Origin of the sequence: Klebsiella sp. w6, from assembly GCF_033100215.1 — a bacterium.
Lineage (GTDB): Bacteria > Pseudomonadota > Gammaproteobacteria > Enterobacterales > Enterobacteriaceae > Klebsiella > Klebsiella variicola.
In genome coordinates this window covers 2865889-2886712 of record NZ_CP136907.1, presented here as the reverse complement: position 1 = coordinate 2886712, position 20824 = coordinate 2865889, and the positions used below count along the sequence as shown (strand labels likewise).

Sequence of the window (20824 nt, the reverse complement as noted above, 5' to 3'; positions counted from 1 at the left end):
GCGTGGGATTTTTAGCACTGGACGAAGACAGGTTCTGCCTCCCCGCTTTCCTTGTATCTGACAGCATGTAGTGATGAGATACCGTCTCTGAAATCGAGTTAGCCATCCCATTCCCTTAATCAGTGACGCCTGGTTAGGAATGTGATGCAGACAATCCAAAAAACGCGCCAGGCAATGACCCGAGCCAGCACGCTTGTCAAATGGGATGGCTAGAATGGCAAACAGCGATTGTCTTCAGGACATTTTCGCTTCGACGTTTAACTCAGCATTTATAATATCGCGTATATTGACGAGTGCATTGCGCACCGCGGCGCCTCCTGCATAAAACAGTAATTGCAGGACAACCTCGATGATTTCTTCTCTGGTTGCCCCTGCATTTAGCGCTGCCTGAGCGTGTGCCCTCAATTGTGGAACCGTATGACCCAGAGTGACGCAGGAAGCAATGACAACCATCTCCCGCGTTTTAGCATCCAGCCCCGGGCGTGCAAGGATGCCTCCCATAGCCCATTCGATCGAGATATCAGTAAAATCAGGGCACAAATCGGCCATGTCCTTTCGTAGTTCTTCTCCTGCGCCATTTCCATACAGCTCATTAAACAATCTCATTCCTTGCTCACGGAGCTCTGTATTGGTAATCATTTTTAACCCTCCTGCACTAAGTGAAAACAGATTAAAACCCGCTGGTGAAATTTGATAAACAGCGTTATGTTTTTATCTTTAACAAGCCAGGCTTGATAATAGTGAATAAACTGGAAAGTATGGCGGTGTTTGTCCGCGTCGTGGACAGGGGCAGCTTTAGCGCTGTTGCTGAAGAGATGCGAATCAGCGGAACCATGGTTGGGCTGCATATCAAAGCGTTAGAGGAACATCTCGGCGTTCGCTTACTTAATCGCACAACGCGTCGGCAAAGTCTGACCGATTTTGGTCAGGGTTATTATCAGAGTTGCCGCCGGATATTAGCTGATATTGAAGATAGCGAGTCACAGGCATTTGCTCTTCACCAGAAGCCACGTGGAAAACTGAGAGTAGGTTGCCCAGTCTCCTTTGGTGTCCATGCGCTTTCGCCTGTTACTGCTCAGTTTCTTATTGAATGGACTGATATGGCAGTAGACCTGGTGCTGAGCGATAAATCGATGGATATGGCAGATGAAGGTTTAGATGTCATGATTAAGATTGGTGAGCTCCTGCATGTTAATACACTTGTTGCCCGTCCGATAGCGCCATATCGCTCAGTCATGTGTGCATCTCCGGCCTATATAAAACGGGCAGGGGAACCCATAACACCTGAAGAGTTATGCCATCATCGATGTCTTGGGTTTGCCCATCCCATTGCAGCGAATGAATGGACACTTCAGAGGGAAGGCAAATCTGTCAGAGCTCCGGTAAACATCACGATGACCTGTAACAATGGGTAAGCATTGCGAAGGGCAGCATTGAATGGATTGGGAATTATTATGCAACCCGAGATCCTGTTGGCTGAAGATTTGCAACATGGCCGACTGCTGCCTCTGATGTCTGAATTTCAACCATTAGCTAAGCCAGTGCATATATTGACCTTTGCAAACCGTCAACAGTTACCAAAAATCCGTTTATACGTTGATTTTTTATTGAAAAATTTCAGTGCATCACTCTACGCATTGAACCTTGAATAAATAATGAATTGTACGCGGCTACGGCTGACCGAATGCCGCATCGGTGGCAGAGAGGCACCATCTGACGTTGATAATACGTAATAATTCGCCTTTGTCCCGAACGTGCGTCCCTTTTTAATCTTGACTTTGCATAAGATTGCTCGGTATGTTTCTCATCGTAGTGTATTATGCCAGATAAAAAAAGCCGTCTTAGCGTGGATTATATCGTTCAAATGATATATTCGCGCTAATGATTTTTATCCAGGGAAGCAATGAATAAGGAAGTGCGCGAGTGTCTGATTGGAATATTATTGTGCTGTCTCTATTTACAGCGACGTACCTGCCTTTGTTCTGGTTCGTAGGCATGCGGATAGCCTCTGAGGACATTCTCAGAAAGAGTAAATTTTACGAAGTGGATCCAAATGTTTTAGTCCCTGGATGGGCGAAGACATGCACGACGGTATTCTGTGTTTTGCACTACTGCCTGTTCATCATTCCGCTGACTATGATTGACTGGTTACATGGCTTGGCTGCATTTGGCGCAGGAATTCTGTTGCTTGTGTTTCTCCCTTTATTCAGGAAAAGCTATATGCCTGTTTTTAAAGCACACGCTGTGCGCGTTCACAGGGGAGACCCTTCAACAGGTCGATTATTAATTCGTGTGTTGAAGGCTTAGACTTTTGGTTGAAGATGCTCTGTTTAGCCTTTATTCATATTACGTAAGTCTTCAAGCAAACCAGGTCCGTCCGGTAACCAACCCAGATGAGCCTGGGTAGCTTTACCTGAAGCACCAAGATCAACATGAGCCAGTGCCGCTATCCAGCCAAAATAGGCTTCAACTTCCTCAGTGCTGATTGAGCGTACAGGTAAACTCAGACTTTCAGCAAGCTGTGCTGCGATGGCATGCATAGGGACGCCTTCTTCCGCCACTGCATGGTAATGTGCACCGGTTTCTCCCTTTTCCAGCGCCAGTCGGTAGAGTCTTGCCGCATCCGTGACATGAACAGCGGAAAGCCGATTTTCTCCTTGTCCTACGTAAGCCACAAAGCCTTTTTCCCGGGCAATACGAATATGTTCTGCCAGCCGGCCCTGGTGCTCAGTATCATGCACTTGAGACAAACGAACCACAATAATGTTTACCCCTTTGGCCAGCATTGAGGCAGCGGCTTCTTCTGTCGCTGCACGAGGAAATAAGGCGGAGGAGACAGGTTTATCAGTTTCACGAGCAAGTCCATGGATTCTGCTACGGTCTACAAGACCTGTTCCGGAAGAGACCACCAGTGGCCGCTGGCTTCCGGCCAGCGCCTCACCCAATGTTTCGATAACCCTGCGATCAATTTCACTGTTCTCTTTAAGTTTTGAAAAATCATGATTGAAAGCGGTGTGGATAACCCCATCGACGGAGTTCGTGGCATCGCGCAGGCTTTTCAGGTCAGTTAACTCGCCAAATATTGCTGTGGCTCCGGCCGCCTCTAACGTCTTCGCCCCTTTACCAGTGCGTGTCAGGCCGATGACCTCGTGTCCATTGCGCAGAAGTTCTGGTAGAAGATAAGAACCAATGAAGCCTGTCGCGCCGGTTAAAAGTATCTTCATAATTACATTCCTCATCGCCCAATGAGATGATGGTCCTGGACTCTGGATGCGAAAAAATTTTCCAACGGGTCCGAAGGGTGTCTATCGCGCATGTAAGTATAGCGTGCAAACGGAATAAGGTTCCGTTTTAATTTGAGAGTCCATTTTTCTATTGGCTAAGAGATGAAGGGTGAAAAAAGTGATTTCTGACGATGGCGGAAAAAGAGGTGCCCGGGCGGATGCCAGACGTAATCATGAGCAGTTGCTGAAAACAGCATCCACTCTGTTCAGAGAAAAGAGCGTCATGGTTCCGATGAAGGACATTGCCAGAGAGGCTGGGATTGGGGTGGGGACGCTGTACCGCCACTTTCCTCATCGTGCTGACCTTATTGCGGCAGTATTTCGCAACGAAGTGGATGAATGTGCGATGGCGGCAGAACGTCTGTGTCAGGAATTTTCTTCCTGCGAAGCACTGGATCGGTGGATCGCGCTTTATGTCCAGCTCATCGTTACCAAACGAGGTCTTGCCAGCGTACTCCATTCTGGTGAATCGGCTTATGCCGATCTCCCCGCGTATTTTGAAACCCGCCTCGTTTCGTCGCTGGAGAAATTACTACCGCATGTGACAGGGAATATCCGCGTTAACACGCTGGCGACTGATATCCTGAGAGGGATAGCCCTGTTATGTGCACCTGCCGCGAAGGGAGATTTATTGCAGACTCAAAGACTGGTTAAGCTGTTTCTCAAAGGTATCCGCGCTGGCAATGATATCCATGGTGATTAGCTGCTGAGATAGCCGGTATGGTTTGCCTTTTATTCATACATCATTCAGTGCACTTCAACATCAAGGCGTTAAGGTTGCGTTAACAAACAGACGCAATACTGATGTGGCCGATCCCCTTATAAAATGGCCAAATGATGAACGAACAACTTCGCAATGCGCTTCCGCACAAAGACACCCCTTTTTTCCGCATGCTGCATATTATTGTCGCCACCCTGATTCTGCTGCAGATCATTAGCTCTAATCTCACCGAAAGTGAGGCGCTTCGCGACGTAACTCTGATCGGAGTCGTGACATGGTTCCATGTTATCTCTGGATTCGCGCTGATGGTTCTTGGTGTAGTGATGCTGGTATGGATGCTTAAACAATGTGGGTTTCGTTACTATTTTGCCTGGTCGTCCCTTGATTTTCGCGGTGTAGTTGAAGACATTAAAATGCTAATGACATTTCGTCTTCCTGAAGCACATGCCGGTGGCATAGCGGCGATGATCCAGGGGCTTGGCGTACTTGCTTTGTTGGCGGTCGCACTCTGTGGAGGGCTCTGGTTTGTACTGGACACCGCGCCAGGGACGTCAACGGCGCTGGCAGAAGCGGTCCTGCATTTGCATAAATTTCTGACGGTGTTCATTGAAACCTATTTCTGGGCGCATGGTGCGATGGGGTTGCTGCATATCTTCCTCACCTTTCGCAGTCAAAAGAAACATCCCGTTATTGGATAAGGTTGTGCTCTCTCGCTAATCCCGATGAGGATGCGTATTAAAAGGTAAAAGGCATGCATCTTGAACGACACAGCATTGAAAGCGTCGGTTGGTTAAGGGCGGCGGTCCTCGGGGCGAATGACGGGATTGTCTCTACCGCCAGCCTGGTGCTCGGCGTGGCGTCTGCAAATACCAGCCCTTCGGGCGTGTTGCTGGCCGGTGTCGCCGGGCTGGTTGCGGGAGCCATGTCGATGGCAACAGGGGAATATGTTTCGGTATCATCCCAGGCGGATACGGAAACCGCCGCGCTTGCCGAGGAAAAAAGTGAGCTGGACGCAGATTATCAGGGAGAGGTTCGGGAGCTGACGTCTCTTTATATCCAACGCGGAGTGGAGCCTGCGCTTGCCCGCCAGGTTGCAGAGCAGCTCATGGCCAAAGACGCCCTGGAGGCTCATGCCCGCGAAGAGTTGGGATTAACGGATACTCATTCTGCGCGACCTTTGCAGGCGGCCATTTTTTCGGCCGTGAGTTTTTCAGCCGGGGCGGGGTTACCCTTGATCGTTGCAGTGCTATCGCCAGCAAAACTGACTGTTATCGCGATTTTCCTATCCACTCTCTGTTCACTGGCTGCTCTTGGCTATTTCTCTTCCGTGGTGAGTAACGCACCGCCTGTCAGAGCTATCAGCAGAATTACGTTCTGGAGCACGCTGGCCATGCTTTTTTCGATGGGGATTGGGCGCATAGCCGGGCAGGTACTGCTGTAAAATTGCTAAATTATCAAACACACCTTTAGAGAATGAGCTATTTAATCTAACGTCCATATCGGGGTAGTCTTTAAATATAGCGAAATAACTTGTTATATAAATCTCGCTACAACGATATCTTTCATTGGCAACGTGGACGAAAAAATGGTTTTGATGGCTACTATGTTTCTGTATTCTCTGGCTCTGTCGTTTTCGCCCGGGCCAGTCAATATGGTCATTATCTCTTCAGGTGTTATGCATGGCTTTAGAAAAACATTCGCCTTCGTATCCGGTGCGACTCTGGGTTTCACCCTGTTGCTTATCTTTGTTAGTTTTGGGTTATACACAGTCATTGCCTCGCACCCATCATTTTTTAAATACCTGAATGTTCTCGGCTCGATTTTTATACTGTATCAGGGCTATAAAATTGCCACATCGCAACCTGATTGGTCATTAAAAAAGGGAAATGCACCCGGATTTGTTCAGGGAGTGTTAATGCAATGGTTCAACCCAAAAGCCTGGGCTGCCTGTACCTCTGGAACTACCTTGTTTTCTGAGCCATCAACCAGTCTGCCCCTAATACTATTCATTATTATTTACTTTTTTATCTGTTATATCTCATTATCAATTTGGGCAATATTCGGTGATAAAATGTCAACATTTCTTCAGGGAAGGGCACAAATGCGTATCTTTAATTTATTGATGGGCGGGTTTTTATGCGTTATCGCATGTTATATGCTTTACCCACAATGATTTTAGCTGTTCAAAGCTTATGTTGTTCCATAGCGTTATAAATGTAATTAATTAGTTTATAGGCGGCGCTGCTGGTTGATATATTGGCGGGCCAAATGGCATAAACTTTTAGCGGCTCTAATGACCAGTCAGGAAGTACTTCATGCATCTCCCCGAGTTTAACATCATTTTCGCAGAGGAAACGGGGAGGTACGGCAAGCCCTATGTTCTGTTTGGCAAGGACATAGGCAGCTTCAATGTTATCAACGCATACCATAGGAGCATATTTAATGACCGCCAGTTCGCCATTTTTATGCCTGAACTCTCGAATGTTCTCTCTCATTGTTAACCCAATCCACGGCAGGGATCCCAGCTCAACGGGATGCTTAATGGGGTGGTGCTGCATGAGCAAGTCCTTAGACGCCACCAGTTGTCGTGGTAGAACAAATAGGTGTCTTGCTTTGAGTGAACTGTCCGGGAGTTCGCCAATACGGAAGGCGACATCAATGCTATCGGCGATGATGTCCTCGCGCAGATCACTATAAGAAATACTCAGGAAAATATCCGGGTTTTCTTTGATAAAATTCGCCAGATGGCGGGTGAATGGACCGTTTAAAAAAACAGCAGGGAGGGAAATGCGCAGCTTGCCGACGGTAGAGATAGAGCGTTGTTTAAATTCAATGAAGCCCTTTTCATACAGCTCCAGCATCGATCTGGCGGTCTCCAGCAAACTGATGCCATCCTGGGTTAGAGAAATTTTCCGCGTATTTCTGTACAGCAAGGCGCTATTGAGGTTTTTCTCAAGTCTGGATAAATGTGTGCTTGCTGTTGCGGTCGTCAGGCCTAACGCTGCGGCGCCACCTGAGATAGAACCTCGTTCTACAATTTTGGCAAATACTATCAGGTAGCGGATGTCATCGATCATTTACAGTCCTGTGTTCACTCAGTAATGCTGGGCCTGGAGCCAGCAAAAGCGTTAATCCATCATAGAATTAACATATCCTATTTTCATCATCGGCAGCATAATTTTTCAAATGCTTCTCAACGCTGGCTAACCGGTTCCCCGGTATGGAGATTTGTGCTTCAATGGGCAGGCAGAAATCCTCGAAGCATCATCGGTAATATTCCCCGTCAGGAGGTAAGTTTGCACATTGATACCCATCGTTTGCATCTTCGCCCGGTCATGGCTTCCGATGTCGACGATCTGTACCGAATTTATGGCGATCCCGCGACCAATACCTTCAACCCCGCAGGACCGTACCCGAATATAGACTATGCGGAAGTCGTCCTGCGGCGCTGGCTCGCGCACTGGCAAACGCACGGATTCGGAAACTGGGCAATATCAATGCGCAATACCCCTGAACACATCATTGGCTTTGGTGGCGTCAGTCTACGCAGTTATAACGATGTCACCATTAACAATCTTGGATATCGGTTTTCTACTGAGGCATGGGGAAAAGGCCTGGCCACCGAGTTTGCGATTGGCGCGATGAGATATGGCTTCGAGGTGCTTAAACTTGCGGAGATGTCAGCGGTTGTCCGGGCTAACCATCTGGCTTCGCAGAAAGTTCTCGAGAAAGCCGGGATGAGGTACATTAACGATATTGCTGATGTAAAAGATGCGCCGCCGAGCCTGCTTTATTCATTGACGTTAAACGAGTGGTTAAGCCAGATCAGTGGCTGTACATAACGTTTAGGTTAACCCTGGCGACGGGTAATGACTCGGTCGCCTTGGGCGATCTTTCCGGCAAAACCTGCTGGCATGCCCACGAAGATACTCTTAGACATCCGCCCCCAATTTTATACTGGTATTATGGGAGTAACCGCTGCGCGTCATGCCTGCTTTACCCCGTGCAGCGATGTGCTTTTTATTAGCTAAATGCGCGCGTAATAATAAAAATAATTTCTTCAGCTTTATTCATTTTCAGAATTATCGCACAAGGTCTTACCTTAATCTGAAATGGCTGAGGGATAGTTGTTTTTGAAAACTTATACCCCGTATTATTTGATAATCATCTTTATCTCTGAAAAGGTCGTGTATGAGTAATTTTCTGCTATTAGCCCTGGCGGTGGTGTTATTGTTAACATCATTATTTTGTGGTCTGTCATATGTTAAAGACAGAAGGAAGCTTAAGATGCGTTTTAACAAAACCCGGCGTTAATGGGTTGCTATTGAGGATAGCGCAAGGGCGATGGCCGAGAATCGCGCCAGCTCTTGCTTAGTATCAATCTGGAATTTTTTCATGATGTTTATTTTGTGTGAAAAAACCGTCTTATGGCTGATGCCCAGCTCTTGCGCTATCTGTTGATTGTTCATTCCCGTTTTTATCGCATCGATAATATAAAGCTGCGATTTGGTCAATGTTAGTCGCGGGCATTTAAGGCAGCGTCTGCTGTCTTTTTCCGCCCCCCCAGCGACGGGTTTACTTAATGCCGTCAGACGGTTTGCAATTTGCTTTTTAATGCTGCGGAGATTGGCGTTGATACTGATAAAACAGGCATCACGCAGACAAAGCGGCAAACGGTCAACCCGGGCACAGCTGTCGCTGGGGACAAAAACAAAGACAGGCGTCTGTTGCGGTATCTTCTTGAAGTACGGGTGACACAGGTAATGTTCACCGGTTTCCATTTCCGTAAAAAGCACATCAGTCTGGCTAATGATGTCAGATGAATATTCGTGAAGGGAAAAGGGCGTACAGATATTTTCTTCGATTGCGATCTCGATCAGTAGCTCGCAAATTCCCCGTTTCAGATAAATATTTTCAGTGTTAATTAAAAAATCAGGCATAGTGATGATGAACGCGAAATGGATTAAGGTTGATAAAATTCTTTGAAGCAAATTTGTTTTGCGAATATGGGCTTAGGATATTTCTAATAACAAACAAAAGCAATAAGTCCAAAATTGGACTTATTGCTGTGCGGATGATATAAGATTTTTAAAATCAGTGAGTTACGTATATGAGTCGCATAGAAGTTGTCGGCAATTTGGCACAAACTGCTTAAATTGCTTATATTGCATGCGTTAATTCTGGTCTCAAATATATTAATCAAAGTAATTTATTCACTGTGTGAATTGCTATTTCAAAAATACGTTGTGCAGGCGCGGATCCTCGATGAGATCGCGCCTGAGCGAAGCCAGGAGTTGTCTTTGACAAAAAGGGAGCGAGGTATAGTCCCGCCGCTGCGGAGGGTGAACAGCAACGGCGTACAAAAGAATCAGTTATCGGGGTTGTTGGAAATGCCTTTCCAGACCATCCCCAGGCCGAGCAACATCGACGCGAAGAGGGCGAACAGGGTGGTGGAGATAAAAATACCGGTCATGGTGGTGCCTCAGAAAGTGCGTATGCAGGTTATTAGGCACGGGACGGCGAGAAAGGTTCCTTGCAGGGCTGACTATTTTTCCGTCAGGGTTTGCCGGCTGATGCCAGCAAGGTAATGGCTTGTCAGCGCGCCTCGGGCGGCGGAGCGAGCCGCTGGTGAGGAACGCGCTTATCACTGCAGTCGTAAAGGGCAAAACGGACGGTGGGGGTGGTGGCACGGTCCGGGCGTTGACATCCCTTTGAACAAGTTATATATACATGTCGCTTCTGTTTATTGAATGTTAAACAGCATCAGTTATGGGACTCAGAAGCGCCACTGCCCCCGCCGTCGGGCGGGGGTCATTCTGCCACCCGGCCTGGTTATTTTTTCCTGTGGCGAGTGATAAAAAATTTTATTTTCGCTCTTGAAAAATGCACTGCAGATATTATTTTATATAGCGGACAAGCAATGCTTGCCTTTATGTTGAGCTTTTGAATGGATATTCAGGAGGTTAATTATGGCACTCAAAACCTTGTCAGCACTCCCTGTTTTCGCTGATTCTCTTTTTGCCGATCGTTTCAACCGCATTGACCGTCTTTTCAGCCAGTTAACTGGCGATACGCCGGTGGGCGCCTTGCCGGCCTATGATTTGCAGAAAATAGATGAAAGTAATTTCCTGCTCAGCGTCAGCGTGCCCGGCTGGAAAGATGAGGAACTGGAAATAGAGACAGTCGGCGGTAATCTGCATATTACCGGCAAACGTGGAGAAACTGATTCCGGGACCGACGGTAGCCAGCGCTGGATATATAAAGGCATCCGCCGCGCTGATTTCCAGCTGAGTTTCTCGCTTCCTGAACATGCCCAGATTAATCAGGCACAGCTGGATAGTGGGATCTTAAAGGTGACTATCCATCATGAGATCCCGGAAAGCGAAAAACCGCGCAAAATTGCCATTGAGAGTCACGGCCGGGTGATTGAACACAAGGTCTGATTCGGCGACAGTTCAGACGAGTATTCGCTAAGGCCCGCGCAGCGGGCCTTTATTTTTCCACCCGAACTGACGCGATCGGTCTACTGCCGACGAGAGAAATCGATATGCTATTCTTTTAACTGGCGCGATGCTGCTGTTATTCCTTTGATATTTTGTGAGGGGTCTGAATGACAGACGAGATGAGTTACGATGCAAAACCGACCTCAGCGCTAACGGCGGAAGTGGCTCAGATGCTGGTTGCTCGGGGCTGGCGGCTAACCACGGCAGAGTCCTGCACCGGGGGCAATCTGGCGGCGGCGCTCTGTGCTCAGGCGGATACCGCGGCGTTTTATGATACCGGCGTCGTCACTTTCAGCGATGAAGCCAAACGAAACGTGCTGCAGGTTCGTGCGGAAACCCTGGCGGTACACAGCGCCGTCAGCGAAGCGTGCGTCCAGGAGATGTCGGCCGGTATTCTGGCAATGGCTGACGCCGATATCGCCATCGCCATCAGCGGCTACGCGGGACCGGAGGGCGGGGAAGATGGTACCCCCGCCGGCACGGTATGGTTTGCCTGGAATTTTCGCGGCCAGACTGAAACCAAACGGATGTGCTTTGCCGGCGACTGTGAGACCGTGGTGGCGAAAGCGGTACGATATGCCCTGGCGGCACTGAGCGAAAAGCTTGCCCACTGGCAATGACGATGCCCGGGTGCGCGTCCTTACAGGTCCGTTGCCTGGCGCGCTACCGGCCAGCAGATCTCCCCGATGCCGTTAAGGCAGGGTCGGGAAAAGAGAAATCCCTGAAACAGGCGAATGCCTACCGACTGCAGCCAGCACCACTCCTCAATGGTTTCGACGCCCTCGGCGACCACGGTGATGCCGAGATCTTCACAGCAGCGCACGACCGAGGCGACAATCGCCTGTTTGGTGCCGCTAATATGAATATCGCGCACCAGCTCCGCATCCACTTTGATTTTATCAGGCTGAAAGCGGGTCAGGAGCGACAGACCGGAGTAACCGGCGCCAAAATCGTCGATGGCCAGTTTCATGCCGGCCACGCGCAGCGCTTTGAGTACTTTGCGGAACTGGTCGAAACAGGAGATAACCTCCGTCTCAGTCACCTCGATCAAGACCTGTTCTGGCCTGAGACCTGCCGCCAGCAGGTTGTCCATCAGCCAGCCTACGGCGTCAGGATGGTTATACAGCGAGCCTGGCAGCAGGTTGACCGCCAGTTGCTGTTTGCCGAGCGGAAGGCGGGCGGCGAGAGAGAAGGCAAACGCTTTGCTCTCAAGGTCGAAACGGTAGCGATCTTCCGCCGCAATGGCGGCAAACATTTCCACGGGTGAGCCGCCGGTTGGGCTGCGGATCAGGGCTTCAAAGGAAGAGACCCGCCTTTTGGCCGGCTGGACGATGGCCTGCAGGGCGAACTGGCAGGGCTGATCCGTCAGGTTGCGCGGCGAGGCATTGCCCACTGCGGGAGTCATCGACCAGCGAGAAGGCTGCAGAGACTCGGGCAGGCAATAGCGCCCGCCGTCGGCGATAAAGGCGCTAATCAGTCTGAACATGCGGTCATTGATCGGCTCAGTTTCACCAAAGGTGCTGAAGCGCAGGATCTCTTCTACCGCAGCATCATTCTCATGATAGCGGAGATCCAACATCCGCATACCGACGTCCCGAAAACGGCGATAGGCCGAGTAGTCGCGCATCAGCTCCACCACATCGCGATGTCGTGGGTCGAATTGTATTTTGCTGAATAACGACTCGAGGATCTCCTCATTTCCTTCCAGTACCTGGAAAAACTGCTGACCATTAAACAGCAGAATGCCGGTTATCCCGAGGGGCATATTTTTTCCGCTGGCGCGATGAATAAGGGCGTCAAGATCGGTCAGTGGCCGGGCTGGATCAACCTGGCTGCGGTAAATCAGGGTGGTTAGCATAGTCGTTCCGTTCGCTGTGGCAGAGCGCGATGGCCTGTACAGAGCGTAAAAAGGGAGGTTTGGCTTTGTCCACAAGGAGGAAGCCCGCTTTTCTGACATTCAACCAACCGTGATGTCCGCTACGCGGAACGGGATATTCACATGGTGATTCCTTTCACTCTACAGGGAATCGGATGTTTAGCTATCTTTTTCTCAATATCGTTGCTAAAAGACAATAACAGGCCATACATTTCTTCTAAAACTCGGGGGCGGAGACTGAACTTAGCGATTAAATAATGGCTGTCAGGAATTATCCTACCACGCTATGACGTGTTCTGGAAAAAAAGAAATGAGCTTGCATGGATAATATGAGGTCAATATTATCTATGCCAATCAAATTCTTTTTATTTTTCGAGGTTGTCATGGGTGATTTGCTTATTGTTTTATGTTTGGTTTTTTGCCCCATTATTTCTTTGTGGAGCGGTATTTCCTATATTAAAGAGAGGCGTAAAAGACGTTATGTCTTCCGTTCCAGAAGATAATGAGTTAGCATAATAATATTTTACGAGGTTAACGTCTGGCGAGTATCTGGACAAGATTGTTGAATTGCTGACGACTCTTTAAATGGAACTTATTCATAATGTTCTTTTTATGCGAATGGATCGTTTTGTGACTAATTTTTAGTACAGTGGCAACTTCATGCGGACTCAGGCCAATGCTGAACGCGTAGATGACTTTGGTTTGCGCGTCGCTCAATGACTTACAGGGACAATTTATGCAGCGACGCAGACGATTAAAGGGAGAGCCATGCTGTTCCGTTAAGGGGCGTTGAATTGCATGACCTATCACCTCCTTAAGAAGATGAACGGCGGTATGCGGGTGTATAAATACCGCATGCTTAAAACAGTTGGGTAAGTGATCGATGACGGTAACCTCTTCATCATTCAGGAAAATAAAAAGTTGATAATTCTCTGTAGCGTGCTGTAAAAGTTCATGGCATAAGTACCATTCTCCCGCCACCATTTCCGTGAATATGACATCGGCTTGTGCAATCGACGCCGGCTTCCATTGCTGAGAAAACTGATAATGCGATCGCTCGCACGCCTGCATCGTTTCATTGACCAGTTCGGCAATCGCGACCCGCAGATAGTGATTTTTTATATTGAACAAAAAATTCGTCATATAACTTCCCTGTTGGGTATTAAAATGATATCAGGATAAATTAAAACATATAATGGCAATGCGCTGAATTTTTTTAGACGAGATAATCTAAGGGATGTTTTACACTAATGCAATATTCGCTGGAGAAAGTGGGATAACGGCAGATGAGCATACGAAAGTTCCTAATAAACAAAACGTTAATCATATGTCTGTTAGGGTTTTTCACTGATAATTATTTTTTTATTTTTGCCGTGCATAAAAAGCTTAGTGCTGTCCGCCGCCTGTTGTTAAAATTAGAGGAGGAGAAGACTACAGGAAGTATGCGGTATCTATGAAGCAGATGCTCTATTTAAAAATGCTGGCGTGGCTGGAAGATAATATCTACTGTAACCCGTCTATCGATGACCTGGCGCAGTATATGGGGTATTCGCGCCGGTTTGTCTATGAGGTGTTTTATCAGTATGGTCAGTTACCCATTGGGCAGTATATCCGGCTGCGGCGGTTGACCATCGCGGCGGTGAGTCTGCGATTAACACGGCAACCGATCGCCGCCATTGCCTGGCAGTTAAGCTATGACTCGCCGCAGACTTTTTCCCGGGAGTTTAAGAAGCGCTTCTCGCTCTCGCCACGGGAATACCGTTGCGCCGTGCACTGGGACACGGCTTTGCTGTTAAAGAAATTCGACCCGGAGGGTGAGAGCCTGCCTCAGGCCCGTTTCTGTTCACTGCCCGAGAGGGTCTATCGTGGCTCTCCAATGAAGTATGAGCTGCGCCTGTCGGATATGGTATTGCAAAGCACGTCGAAGACGGCTGTCAGACAAAAGGTTGACCGTTTTTTTACCGCCGGCGGTGGCCGTCTCTCTGTGTTATCCGATTATTATGCGGCGAGAAACAATGAGCTTAACGTCGAGGTTAACGCTTTTGTCGGTTGTCATCGGGAGCGAGGGGCGCTGCCCGCGCTGACGACGAACAGCACGTTGACGACAAGGCCTGGGCTGTATGTTGGCGTTGAATTCTATGGCAGTTGGGCGCGTTACGCCCGTTTATCCAGCGATCTGTATATGGAGTTGCTGCCAGCGCTGGGAGCAAGCCGCCGGGAGGGGGTCGACATTGAATGCTTTCTCGAGCGTCATACGGAAGGTGGGCCAGCGGCGGAAAGGCGCTATCGCGTACGCTATTTTATTCCGGTGACGCTGTCTGGTGAGGTGACAGCGCGGCCAGCGCCCGGCTAACTGACAGATGACAAATAAAGGTGGCCCGGTGGCCACCTTTCACGAATATCACAACACAAACCACAGCAGCCAGGTGATCAGAAAGCCCGTCACCCCCATGATGGTCGTCAATACGGTCCAGGTTTTTAACCCGTCCGGCACCGAGAGCCCGAGATAGCGCGTTACGACCCAGAACCCGGCATCGTTGACGTGCGATAACCCGAGCGAGCCGAAGCAAGTCGCCAGCGTCACCAGCACCAGCTGTATCGGATCCAGCCCGATGACCGCCTGAGACAGCAGACCGGAGGTGGTGAGGATCGCCACGGTGGCCGAGCCCTGCGAGGCCCGGAGTACCAGCGAGAGCAGGAAGGCGGCGGGCATCAGCGGCAGATGAATTGTCTCCAGCGCCTCGGCTAAGGCATTGCCGATGCCGGAGGCGACCAGTACGCCGCCAAAGGCGCCGCCGGCGCCGGCGACGAGGATCACATCCGCCGAAGAGGGGATCGCGCTGCCGGTGACTTCGCCCAGCTTTTTCAGGCTCATCCGCCGACGGATGCCCAGCGTCCAGCTGGCCAGGCCCAGGGAGATCAACAGGGCGACCGGTGGGGTACCAATGACGGTCATCAGCTGGCGAACCGCGTTTTCCGGCAGCAGCAGTGCCTGACACAGCGTCCCGGAAACAATCAGCATAATGGGCACCACGATCAGTCCACCGATAACCAGCGCATTCGGCGGCGGCAGACGGGTCTGCTGCGCGTTAACCGAGAGGTCCGGCACTTCAGCTGTTTGCTGCTGTTCCAGCACGTTAATCGACAGATGATAATGGCGCCGATTGATAAACCGGGCGACAAAATAACCCACGATACCAACGACTATCGATACTCCAATCCCCGCCAGCATCAGCCAGCCCACATCGCTATGCAGAATGCCTGCCGCGGCCGCTGCGCCAGGATGGGTGGGCAGCGCGACGTGCACGGTTAACATCACTCCGGCCATCGGCAGGCCAAACTTCAGCGGCGACACGTGGGCGACTTTGCTGAAGCCGTAAATTAACGGAATGATGATGATAAAGCCGACTTCAAAAAAGACCGGCGTGCCGAGAATAAAAGCCACGATGGTTAAGGCGGCAATGGTCCGTTTTGCGCCCAGTACGCCGGTCAACGTTTTCGCCAGCGATTCGGCGCCGCCGGACATTTCAATCAGCACCCCCAGCATTGAGCCCAGAATAATAATGCTGGCGATGTGACCAAGCAGGCCGCCCATGCCTTTTTCAATGGTGGTAATAATTTTATCTGCCGGAATGCCGGTGGCGAATGCCACCAGCAGGCTGACGATCAGGAGCGCCACAAAAGGATGCGCTTTCGCTTTGATCACCAACAGGAGCAACAGCACTACGCTGGCTAACGCAATAAGTAACAGCGCCGATGTCGACATAGGTTTGCCTCGGGTATTAACAGGTGTACAGAGAGTTATTTTTTTAGAAAACGGTGTTTATTTTTTCCGGTAGGGCGAGAACCACCCCAGCCCGGAAAGCGTGTCTGCTCGGGGGATATATTCGCAGCCGATCCAGCCGTCATAACCGGTTTTATCCAGTAGCGCATAGAGCCACGGATAGTTTATTTCGCCCTCATCCGGTTCATGACGGTCGGGCAGGGAGGCAATCTGAATATGGCGATACTGGCCGGCATATTCGGTAATGAGATGGCTTAAATTGCCGTCCACCTTCTGCGCGTGAAACAGATCTAACTGCACCGCGACGTTCGGCCTGTCGACCCGTTTCACCATCTCCAGCGTTTGATATTGGCTGTGGTAGAGATAGCCCGGTTTGGTCTGGGGATTCAGCGCTTCGATGAGTATCCGCTTGTCGTGGCGGGCAAAGCACTCCGCCGCGTAGCGCAGATTATCGATAAGCACGGCCTCGCAGGCTGCGCGATCCATCCCCGGCTGTACCACGCCGGCCATGATATGCACCTGCGGGCAATCCAGCTGGCAGGCATACTCCAGCGCCAGCTGGATCTGCTGGCGGGCCTCGGCGCTTCTGCCTGGCACCGCGGCGAGCCCCCATTCTCCGGCGTTGACGTCGCCGGGTGGGGTATTGAACAGCACCAGCTGCAGCTGGTTCTCCTGCAGGCGCTGTTTAATTTCTCCGGCCTCATACTCATAGGGAAACAGAAACTCCACGGCTTCAAAACCCGCGCGGGCAGCGGCGGCGAACCGGTCCAGGAACGGCAGTTCGGTAAACAGCATGGTTAAATTAGCAGCAAATTTTGGCATGGTTTTATCTCAGTTCATCCACTTCGTCAGTGGTCAGGTAGCGGATCTCACGGTTGCCGAGGGTAAATATCAGCCGCGCGGTCTCTTCCAGCTCTTCGGTATTGTTGGTGGCTTCGCGCAGCGATGAGCCGGTGACCACCGGACCGTGGTTGGCCAGTAAAAAGGCGTTATAGCGGGGCGCCAGACCGGCCAGCGCCTGGGCAATACGGTCATCGCCCGGCCGGTAGTAGGGAACCACCGGGACGTCGCCGACACGCATCACCACATAGGGGGTAAAGGGACGAATACAGTTGTGCGGATCGAGCCCCTGCAGGCAGGAGAGCGCGGTCAGATAGTGGCTGTGCAAGTGGACGATCGCCTTGCAGGCCGGGTTGTGCAAATAGACCGCCCGGTGAAAAGTGACCTCTTTCGACGGTTTGTCGCCGGAGATCCATTCACCTTGCAGCGTCACCACCGACAACCGCTGCGCCTGCAGTTCGCCGAGGCAGGAGCCGGTCGGCGTCGCCAGCAGATTGCCGTCCGGCAGCAGCAGCGACAGATTGCCGGCGGAGCCGGTGGCATAGCCGCGGCTAAACAACGAGGCGCCAATCTGCACCATTTCATCTCGCAGCTGTTGCTCAGTCATGACGAAACTCCTGCTGGGCACGGGCAAAGAAGTGGATATCGCCGAAGTTACCTGACTTCAGCGCCAGGGAGAGCGGCTGGCGGGTGTCACGCACCCAGGGCACGCCGGGGGAGATGGTCGGCCCAATATGGAACGCCTCGACCCCCAGCGTCTGCGCCACAATGCTCGATGTTTCCCCTCCGGCCACAATAAACCGGGTAAATCCTTTCGCCTTCAGGGCGGCGGCAAGGGCGGCAAACAGCTGTTCCACCCGTTCGCTGCTGGCCTTATCGCCATACTGCGCCTGGATCCGCTGCAGCGTTTGCGGCTCGGTGGTGGCATAGATCATCGGCGCCAGCGGCGCATCGCGCTGCGCGTCCACCCAGTCAGTCAGCGTCCTGACGTAGCTCTCCAGATCGGTAAAACAGGCGCTTAAGTCGACGGCGCGGGCGGGGGCCTGTTCACGATAGGCCGCCACCTGGCTGTTGGTCATCACCGAGCAGGAGCCCGAGAGCACCACCGCCGGGCCGGCCAGCGGCATGCCCGCCTGAGCGCTTTCACCCCTGGCGCCATGGCGTTGCGCCCAGTCGCGGGCGAGGCCGATGGCGAGACCGGAACCGCCGGAGACCAGCTTCATCTCTCGCAGCGCCACGCCCTGGGTGAGCAAATCCTGTTCACTGAGGGCGTCGAGCACCACATAGCGCACCGCCGGATCGCTGATTGTCGCCAGCGCGGTGGCGACCGCCTCGGGCCCCCGGGCGACAATCGGCCAGGCAATCAGCGCGGCTTTTCCGCGCCCCTGGCGCTCAATCAAGCGGCCCAGGTGCGCATCCTCCATCGGCGTCACCGGATGGTGGCGCATCCCGGACTCATTCAGCAGTTGCTCGCCGACAAACAGATACCCCTGATAGACCGTGCGGCCGTTCACCGGCAGCGCCGGGGAAATCACCGTCCGCGTCTCACCCAGCTCGGCCAGCAGGGCGTCCAGCACCGGGCCAATGTTGCCCTCCGCAGTGCTGTCGAACGTGGAACAGTACTTGAAGTAGAATTGCTGACAGCCCTGGGCCTGCAGCCAGCGCAGCGCGGCCAGCGACTGGCTGACGGCGCTTTCCGCCGGGCAGGAGCGGGTTTTCAGGCTGATGACCACCGCCTCGCTGGTCAGCGGAAGATCGCGGGTCGGCACGCCATTCAGTTGCACCGTCGGCATGCCGTTGCGCACGAGGAAGCTGGCGATATCCGTGGCGCCGGTGAAGTCATCGGCAATGACACCAAGCTGCATGTTGTCTCTCCTCACTGTTTGTGGCCCGGTAGGGTGATGCCGTTGAAAATCTTGATCACCGCGCTGTCATCTTCCCGGCCGAATCCGGCATTGCTGGCGGAGGTGAACATATTTAGCGCGGTGGTGGCGAGCGGCAGCGGGAAGGTCAGCGCCCGGGCGGTGTCATTCACCAGACCGAGATCTTTGACAAAAATATCGACGGCGGATTTTGGCGAGTAATCGCCATCCAGGACGTGCTGCATGCGATTCTCAAACATCCAGGAATTACCCGCCGCGTGCGTCACCACGTCATACAACGTCTCCAGCGGGATCCCGGCGCGGGCGGCAAGCGCCATCGCTTCGGCGGCAACAGCGATATGCACCCCAGCCAGCAGCTGATGAATAATCTTTACCGTCGAGCCAAGGCCGATGTCGCTGCCGATGCGGTAGACTTTGCCGGCCACGGCGTCCAGTACCGGCGCGAGGCGGGCAAAGGCGGCATCGCTTCCGGAGGCCATCACCGTCATGTCGCCAGCGGCCGCTTTCACTGCGCCGCCCGATACCGGCGCGTCAAGCATCAATAGCTGGTATTCCGCCAGCGCCACGGCTATCGCCTGGGCATCGGCGGAGGCGATGGTGGACGACACCATCACGACGGTGCCGGGCTTCAGATGGGCGGCGAGGCCGGTTTCGCCGAACAGGATCCCCCGCACCTGGGCGGCATTGACCACCAGCAAGACGACCGCATCCAGGTCAGCGGCGAAAGGCACCGCGCTGGGGCCCGCGCCTTTGGCGCCCGCCGCCAGCAGTGCGCGACAGTTGTCGGGGTTGATGTCAACGCCCCAGGTGTTCAGGCCCGCCTGCAGGCAGGCGCGGGCGGCGCCCATGCCCATTGAACCCAGTCCAATCACGCAGACGTTAGTGTGTGCAGCCATGATGGTCTCCTTGTGAATATTCGTTAATTAATGTGATTTAATGATAGAATAAAGCGTTATAATGTGAATTTATGTGAGGGCTATCACGAATAACCTACATGAATATAAAAAATTCACAGGCGGAAAGAGGCTGCACAACGGCGATTCTTGCCCTAAAATAGCGTAAAAACAGCGGCAAAGCGCGATAACAACACAGGGTGTCGCCAGGTCCGCAGCCCGAGTGGTGACGCCTGGTGTGAAAAAATGGTAAGGGGAGAGCGGTGATTCCAATAGAACGACATCAGCGTATTTTAGCCCTGGTGGAGCAGCGTGGGGCGGTAAGCATCAATGAGCTGACGGAGATCCTCGGCGTGTCCCATATGACCATCCGTCGGGACGTCAGTAAACTGGAGGAACAGGGGCTGCTGGTCAGCGTCTCAGGCGGCGTGCGCGCCGTCAGCCGGCTGGCCACGGAACCCAGTCATCTGGTGAAAAGCACGCTGCAGAGCGAGGAGAAACAGGCGATTGGCGCGCTGGCGGCGAGTCACATCGCCAAAAACAGCTGTATCTATCTCGATGCCGGGACCACTACCCTGGCGCTGGCGCGGGCGATCCTCGACCGGGATGATCTGCAGGTGGTGACCAATGATTTTGAGATAACCCAACTGCTGATCGATGCCAGCCAGTGCGGCGTGATCCACACCGGCGGCACGCTGTGCCGGGAGAATCGCTCCTGCGTGGGCGAATCGGCGGCGCGAACGTTACGCCACCTGGCTATCGATACGGCCTTTATCTCCGCCAGCGGCTGGGACAGCCGCGGTATTTTCACCCCTGATGAGAACAAGGTTACCGTCAAGGAGACCGTCAGCCAGGTCAGCGCGAGAAGCATCCTGCTGTGCGACAGTTCGAAATACAATCAGGTGGCCACCTTTATGGCGTTACCCTTGACCCGGTTCACCACTATTATTACCGATCGGCATCTGTCCGATGCCGCCGCCAGTCATATCGCCCGGCACGCCTGCGAGGTGCTGCGGGCCGGCTAACGCACGGTACCGCCG

24 protein-coding genes and 2 pseudogenes are annotated in these 20824 nt (G+C 52.2%); 14 read left to right on the top strand and 12 right to left on the bottom strand.

From position 1 onward, the window contains the following. Positions 1-234 precede the first annotated feature (234 nt). Positions 235-639 carry a carboxymuconolactone decarboxylase family protein gene (locus tag R0140_RS14275; RefSeq protein ID WP_032735529.1) on the bottom strand — a complete coding sequence of 135 codons (405 nt, stop codon included), beginning with the start codon at positions 637-639 and terminating at the stop codon, positions 235-237. Positions 640-740: 101 nt separating this feature from the next. Between R0140_RS14275 and R0140_RS14270 the strand changes: the two are divergent. Beyond that, positions 741-1652: pseudogene (locus tag R0140_RS14270) on the top strand (LysR family transcriptional regulator). A gap of 271 nt (positions 1653-1923) precedes the next feature. Then, entirely contained in the window at positions 1924-2307 is a 384-nt protein-coding gene (locus tag R0140_RS14265) for a hypothetical protein (RefSeq protein ID WP_032739859.1), read from the top strand. 23 nt (positions 2308-2330) lie between these two features. Here the strand turns inward: R0140_RS14265 and R0140_RS14260 are convergent, their stop codons facing one another. Continuing rightward, positions 2331-3224 (bottom strand): SDR family oxidoreductase, encoded by an 894-nt coding sequence (locus R0140_RS14260; protein ID WP_032739860.1) that lies wholly within the window; start codon positions 3222-3224, stop codon positions 2331-2333. 169 nt (positions 3225-3393) lie between these two features. Here R0140_RS14260 and R0140_RS14255 point away from each other — a divergent pair, with 169 nt between their 5' ends. The 4 genes from R0140_RS14255 (at position 3394) to R0140_RS14240 (ending at position 6178) form a co-directional block, all read left to right on the top strand. Further along, positions 3394-3987 (top strand): TetR/AcrR family transcriptional regulator, encoded by a 594-nt coding sequence (locus R0140_RS14255; RefSeq protein WP_032739861.1) that lies wholly within the window; start codon positions 3394-3396, stop codon positions 3985-3987. A 134-nt stretch (positions 3988-4121) separates the two neighbouring features. Beyond that, positions 4122-4703 carry a cytochrome b/b6 domain-containing protein gene (locus R0140_RS14250; RefSeq protein WP_032740010.1) on the top strand — a complete coding sequence of 194 codons (582 nt, stop codon included), beginning with the start codon at positions 4122-4124 and terminating at the stop codon, positions 4701-4703. Positions 4704-4756: 53 nt separating this feature from the next. Continuing rightward, the gene (locus tag R0140_RS14245; RefSeq protein WP_012541806.1) at positions 4757-5446 is read left to right on the top strand and encodes a VIT1/CCC1 transporter family protein; all 690 of its coding nucleotides are present in this window, start codon (positions 4757-4759) and stop codon (positions 5444-5446) included. Positions 5447-5590: 144 nt separating this feature from the next. Next, positions 5591-6178 carry a LysE family translocator gene (locus R0140_RS14240; protein WP_012968292.1) on the top strand — a complete coding sequence of 196 codons (588 nt, stop codon included), beginning with the start codon at positions 5591-5593 and terminating at the stop codon, positions 6176-6178. A gap of 10 nt (positions 6179-6188) precedes the next feature. Here R0140_RS14240 and R0140_RS14235 read toward each other — a convergent pair whose 3' ends face one another. After that, on the bottom strand, positions 6189-7082 hold the full coding sequence (locus tag R0140_RS14235; RefSeq protein ID WP_317703822.1) for a LysR family transcriptional regulator: 894 nt from the start codon (positions 7080-7082) through the stop codon (positions 6189-6191). Between the two features lie 219 nt (positions 7083-7301). On the opposite strand from R0140_RS14235, the gene R0140_RS14230 reads away from it, so the two are divergent. Beyond that, positions 7302-7847 carry a GNAT family N-acetyltransferase gene (locus R0140_RS14230; RefSeq protein WP_012968290.1) on the top strand — a complete coding sequence of 182 codons (546 nt, stop codon included), beginning with the start codon at positions 7302-7304 and terminating at the stop codon, positions 7845-7847. A gap of 349 nt (positions 7848-8196) precedes the next feature. Further along, positions 8197-8319 (top strand): small membrane protein, encoded by a 123-nt coding sequence (locus R0140_RS27825; protein ID WP_012541799.1) that lies wholly within the window; start codon positions 8197-8199, stop codon positions 8317-8319. Here R0140_RS27825 and R0140_RS14225 read toward each other — a convergent pair. Both R0140_RS14225 and R0140_RS14220 read right to left on the bottom strand, forming a co-directional pair. Further along, positions 8316-8945 (bottom strand): helix-turn-helix transcriptional regulator, encoded by a 630-nt coding sequence (locus R0140_RS14225; protein ID WP_032739865.1) that lies wholly within the window; start codon positions 8943-8945, stop codon positions 8316-8318. The two genes, R0140_RS27825 and R0140_RS14225, sit on opposite strands and share 4 nt — an antisense overlap. 428 nt (positions 8946-9373) lie before the next feature. Further along, complete coding sequence (locus R0140_RS14220) at positions 9374-9469, bottom strand: YnaM/YnfT family protein (RefSeq protein ID WP_272481883.1); 96 nt, start codon at positions 9467-9469, stop codon at positions 9374-9376. Here R0140_RS14220 and R0140_RS14215 point away from each other — a divergent pair. From R0140_RS14215 to R0140_RS14205, 3 genes and pseudogenes are all read left to right on the top strand, one after another. Next, positions 9429-9521: pseudogene (locus tag R0140_RS14215) on the top strand (hypothetical protein); the annotation flags it as partial. The gene R0140_RS14220 and the pseudogene R0140_RS14215 overlap by 41 nt on opposite strands. Positions 9522-9974: 453 nt before the next feature. Beyond that, positions 9975-10448: an Hsp20 family protein gene (locus R0140_RS14210; RefSeq protein WP_032739866.1), complete on the top strand. Its 474-nt coding sequence runs from the start codon at positions 9975-9977 to the stop codon at positions 10446-10448. A gap of 167 nt (positions 10449-10615) precedes the next feature. Further along, complete coding sequence (locus R0140_RS14205; RefSeq protein ID WP_032739867.1) at positions 10616-11128, top strand: 2-oxo-tetronate isomerase; 513 nt, start codon at positions 10616-10618, stop codon at positions 11126-11128. Between the two features lie 20 nt (positions 11129-11148). On the opposite strand, the gene R0140_RS14200 is transcribed toward R0140_RS14205, so the two are convergent. Beyond that, complete coding sequence (locus R0140_RS14200; protein ID WP_317703821.1) at positions 11149-12366, bottom strand: diguanylate phosphodiesterase; 1218 nt, start codon at positions 12364-12366, stop codon at positions 11149-11151. Between the two features lie 338 nt (positions 12367-12704). On the opposite strand from R0140_RS14200, the gene R0140_RS14195 reads away from it, so the two are divergent. Next, a complete protein-coding gene (locus R0140_RS14195) occupies positions 12705-12887 on the top strand; it encodes a small membrane protein (RefSeq protein WP_071582828.1) in 183 nt (60 codons plus the stop codon). Between the two features lie 28 nt (positions 12888-12915). Here the strand turns inward: R0140_RS14195 and kbvR are convergent, their stop codons facing one another. Further along, the gene (gene kbvR, locus R0140_RS14190) at positions 12916-13527 is read right to left on the bottom strand and encodes a LuxR family transcriptional regulator KbvR (RefSeq protein ID WP_008804989.1); all 612 of its coding nucleotides are present in this window, start codon (positions 13525-13527) and stop codon (positions 12916-12918) included. A 310-nt stretch (positions 13528-13837) separates the two neighbouring features. Between kbvR and R0140_RS14185 the strand changes: the two genes are divergently transcribed. Further along, the gene (locus R0140_RS14185) at positions 13838-14737 is read left to right on the top strand and encodes a helix-turn-helix domain-containing protein (protein WP_012541794.1); all 900 of its coding nucleotides are present in this window, start codon (positions 13838-13840) and stop codon (positions 14735-14737) included. A 48-nt stretch (positions 14738-14785) separates the two neighbouring features. Here the strand turns inward: R0140_RS14185 and R0140_RS14180 are convergent, their stop codons facing one another. The 5 genes from R0140_RS14180 to ltnD are packed head-to-tail and all read right to left on the bottom strand — an operon-like array spanning position 14786 to position 19787. Further along, positions 14786-16150, bottom strand: a complete 1365-nt coding sequence (locus R0140_RS14180; RefSeq protein WP_008804987.1) for a GntP family transporter — start codon at positions 16148-16150, stop codon at positions 14786-14788. Positions 16151-16207: 57 nt separating this feature from the next. Beyond that, the gene (locus tag R0140_RS14175; RefSeq protein WP_022065599.1) at positions 16208-16990 is read right to left on the bottom strand and encodes an HPr family phosphocarrier protein; all 783 of its coding nucleotides are present in this window, start codon (positions 16988-16990) and stop codon (positions 16208-16210) included. Positions 16991-16994: 4 nt separating this feature from the next. Next, entirely contained in the window at positions 16995-17615 is a 621-nt protein-coding gene (locus R0140_RS14170; RefSeq protein ID WP_012541792.1) for a 3-oxo-tetronate 4-phosphate decarboxylase, read from the bottom strand. Continuing rightward, positions 17608-18873 (bottom strand): 3-oxo-tetronate kinase, encoded by a 1266-nt coding sequence (gene otnK / locus R0140_RS14165; RefSeq protein ID WP_023322572.1) that lies wholly within the window; start codon positions 18871-18873, stop codon positions 17608-17610. The genes R0140_RS14170 and otnK overlap by 8 nt, the downstream gene beginning before the upstream one ends. An 11-nt stretch (positions 18874-18884) precedes the next feature. Continuing rightward, positions 18885-19787, bottom strand: coding sequence for an L-threonate dehydrogenase (gene ltnD / locus R0140_RS14160; protein ID WP_016160982.1), 903 nt, complete (start codon positions 19785-19787; stop codon positions 18885-18887). Between the two features lie 260 nt (positions 19788-20047). On the opposite strand from ltnD, the gene R0140_RS14155 reads away from it, so the two are divergent. After that, entirely contained in the window at positions 20048-20809 is a 762-nt protein-coding gene (locus tag R0140_RS14155; RefSeq protein WP_008804982.1) for a DeoR/GlpR family DNA-binding transcription regulator, read from the top strand. The last annotated feature ends 15 nt before the right edge of the window (positions 20810-20824 follow it).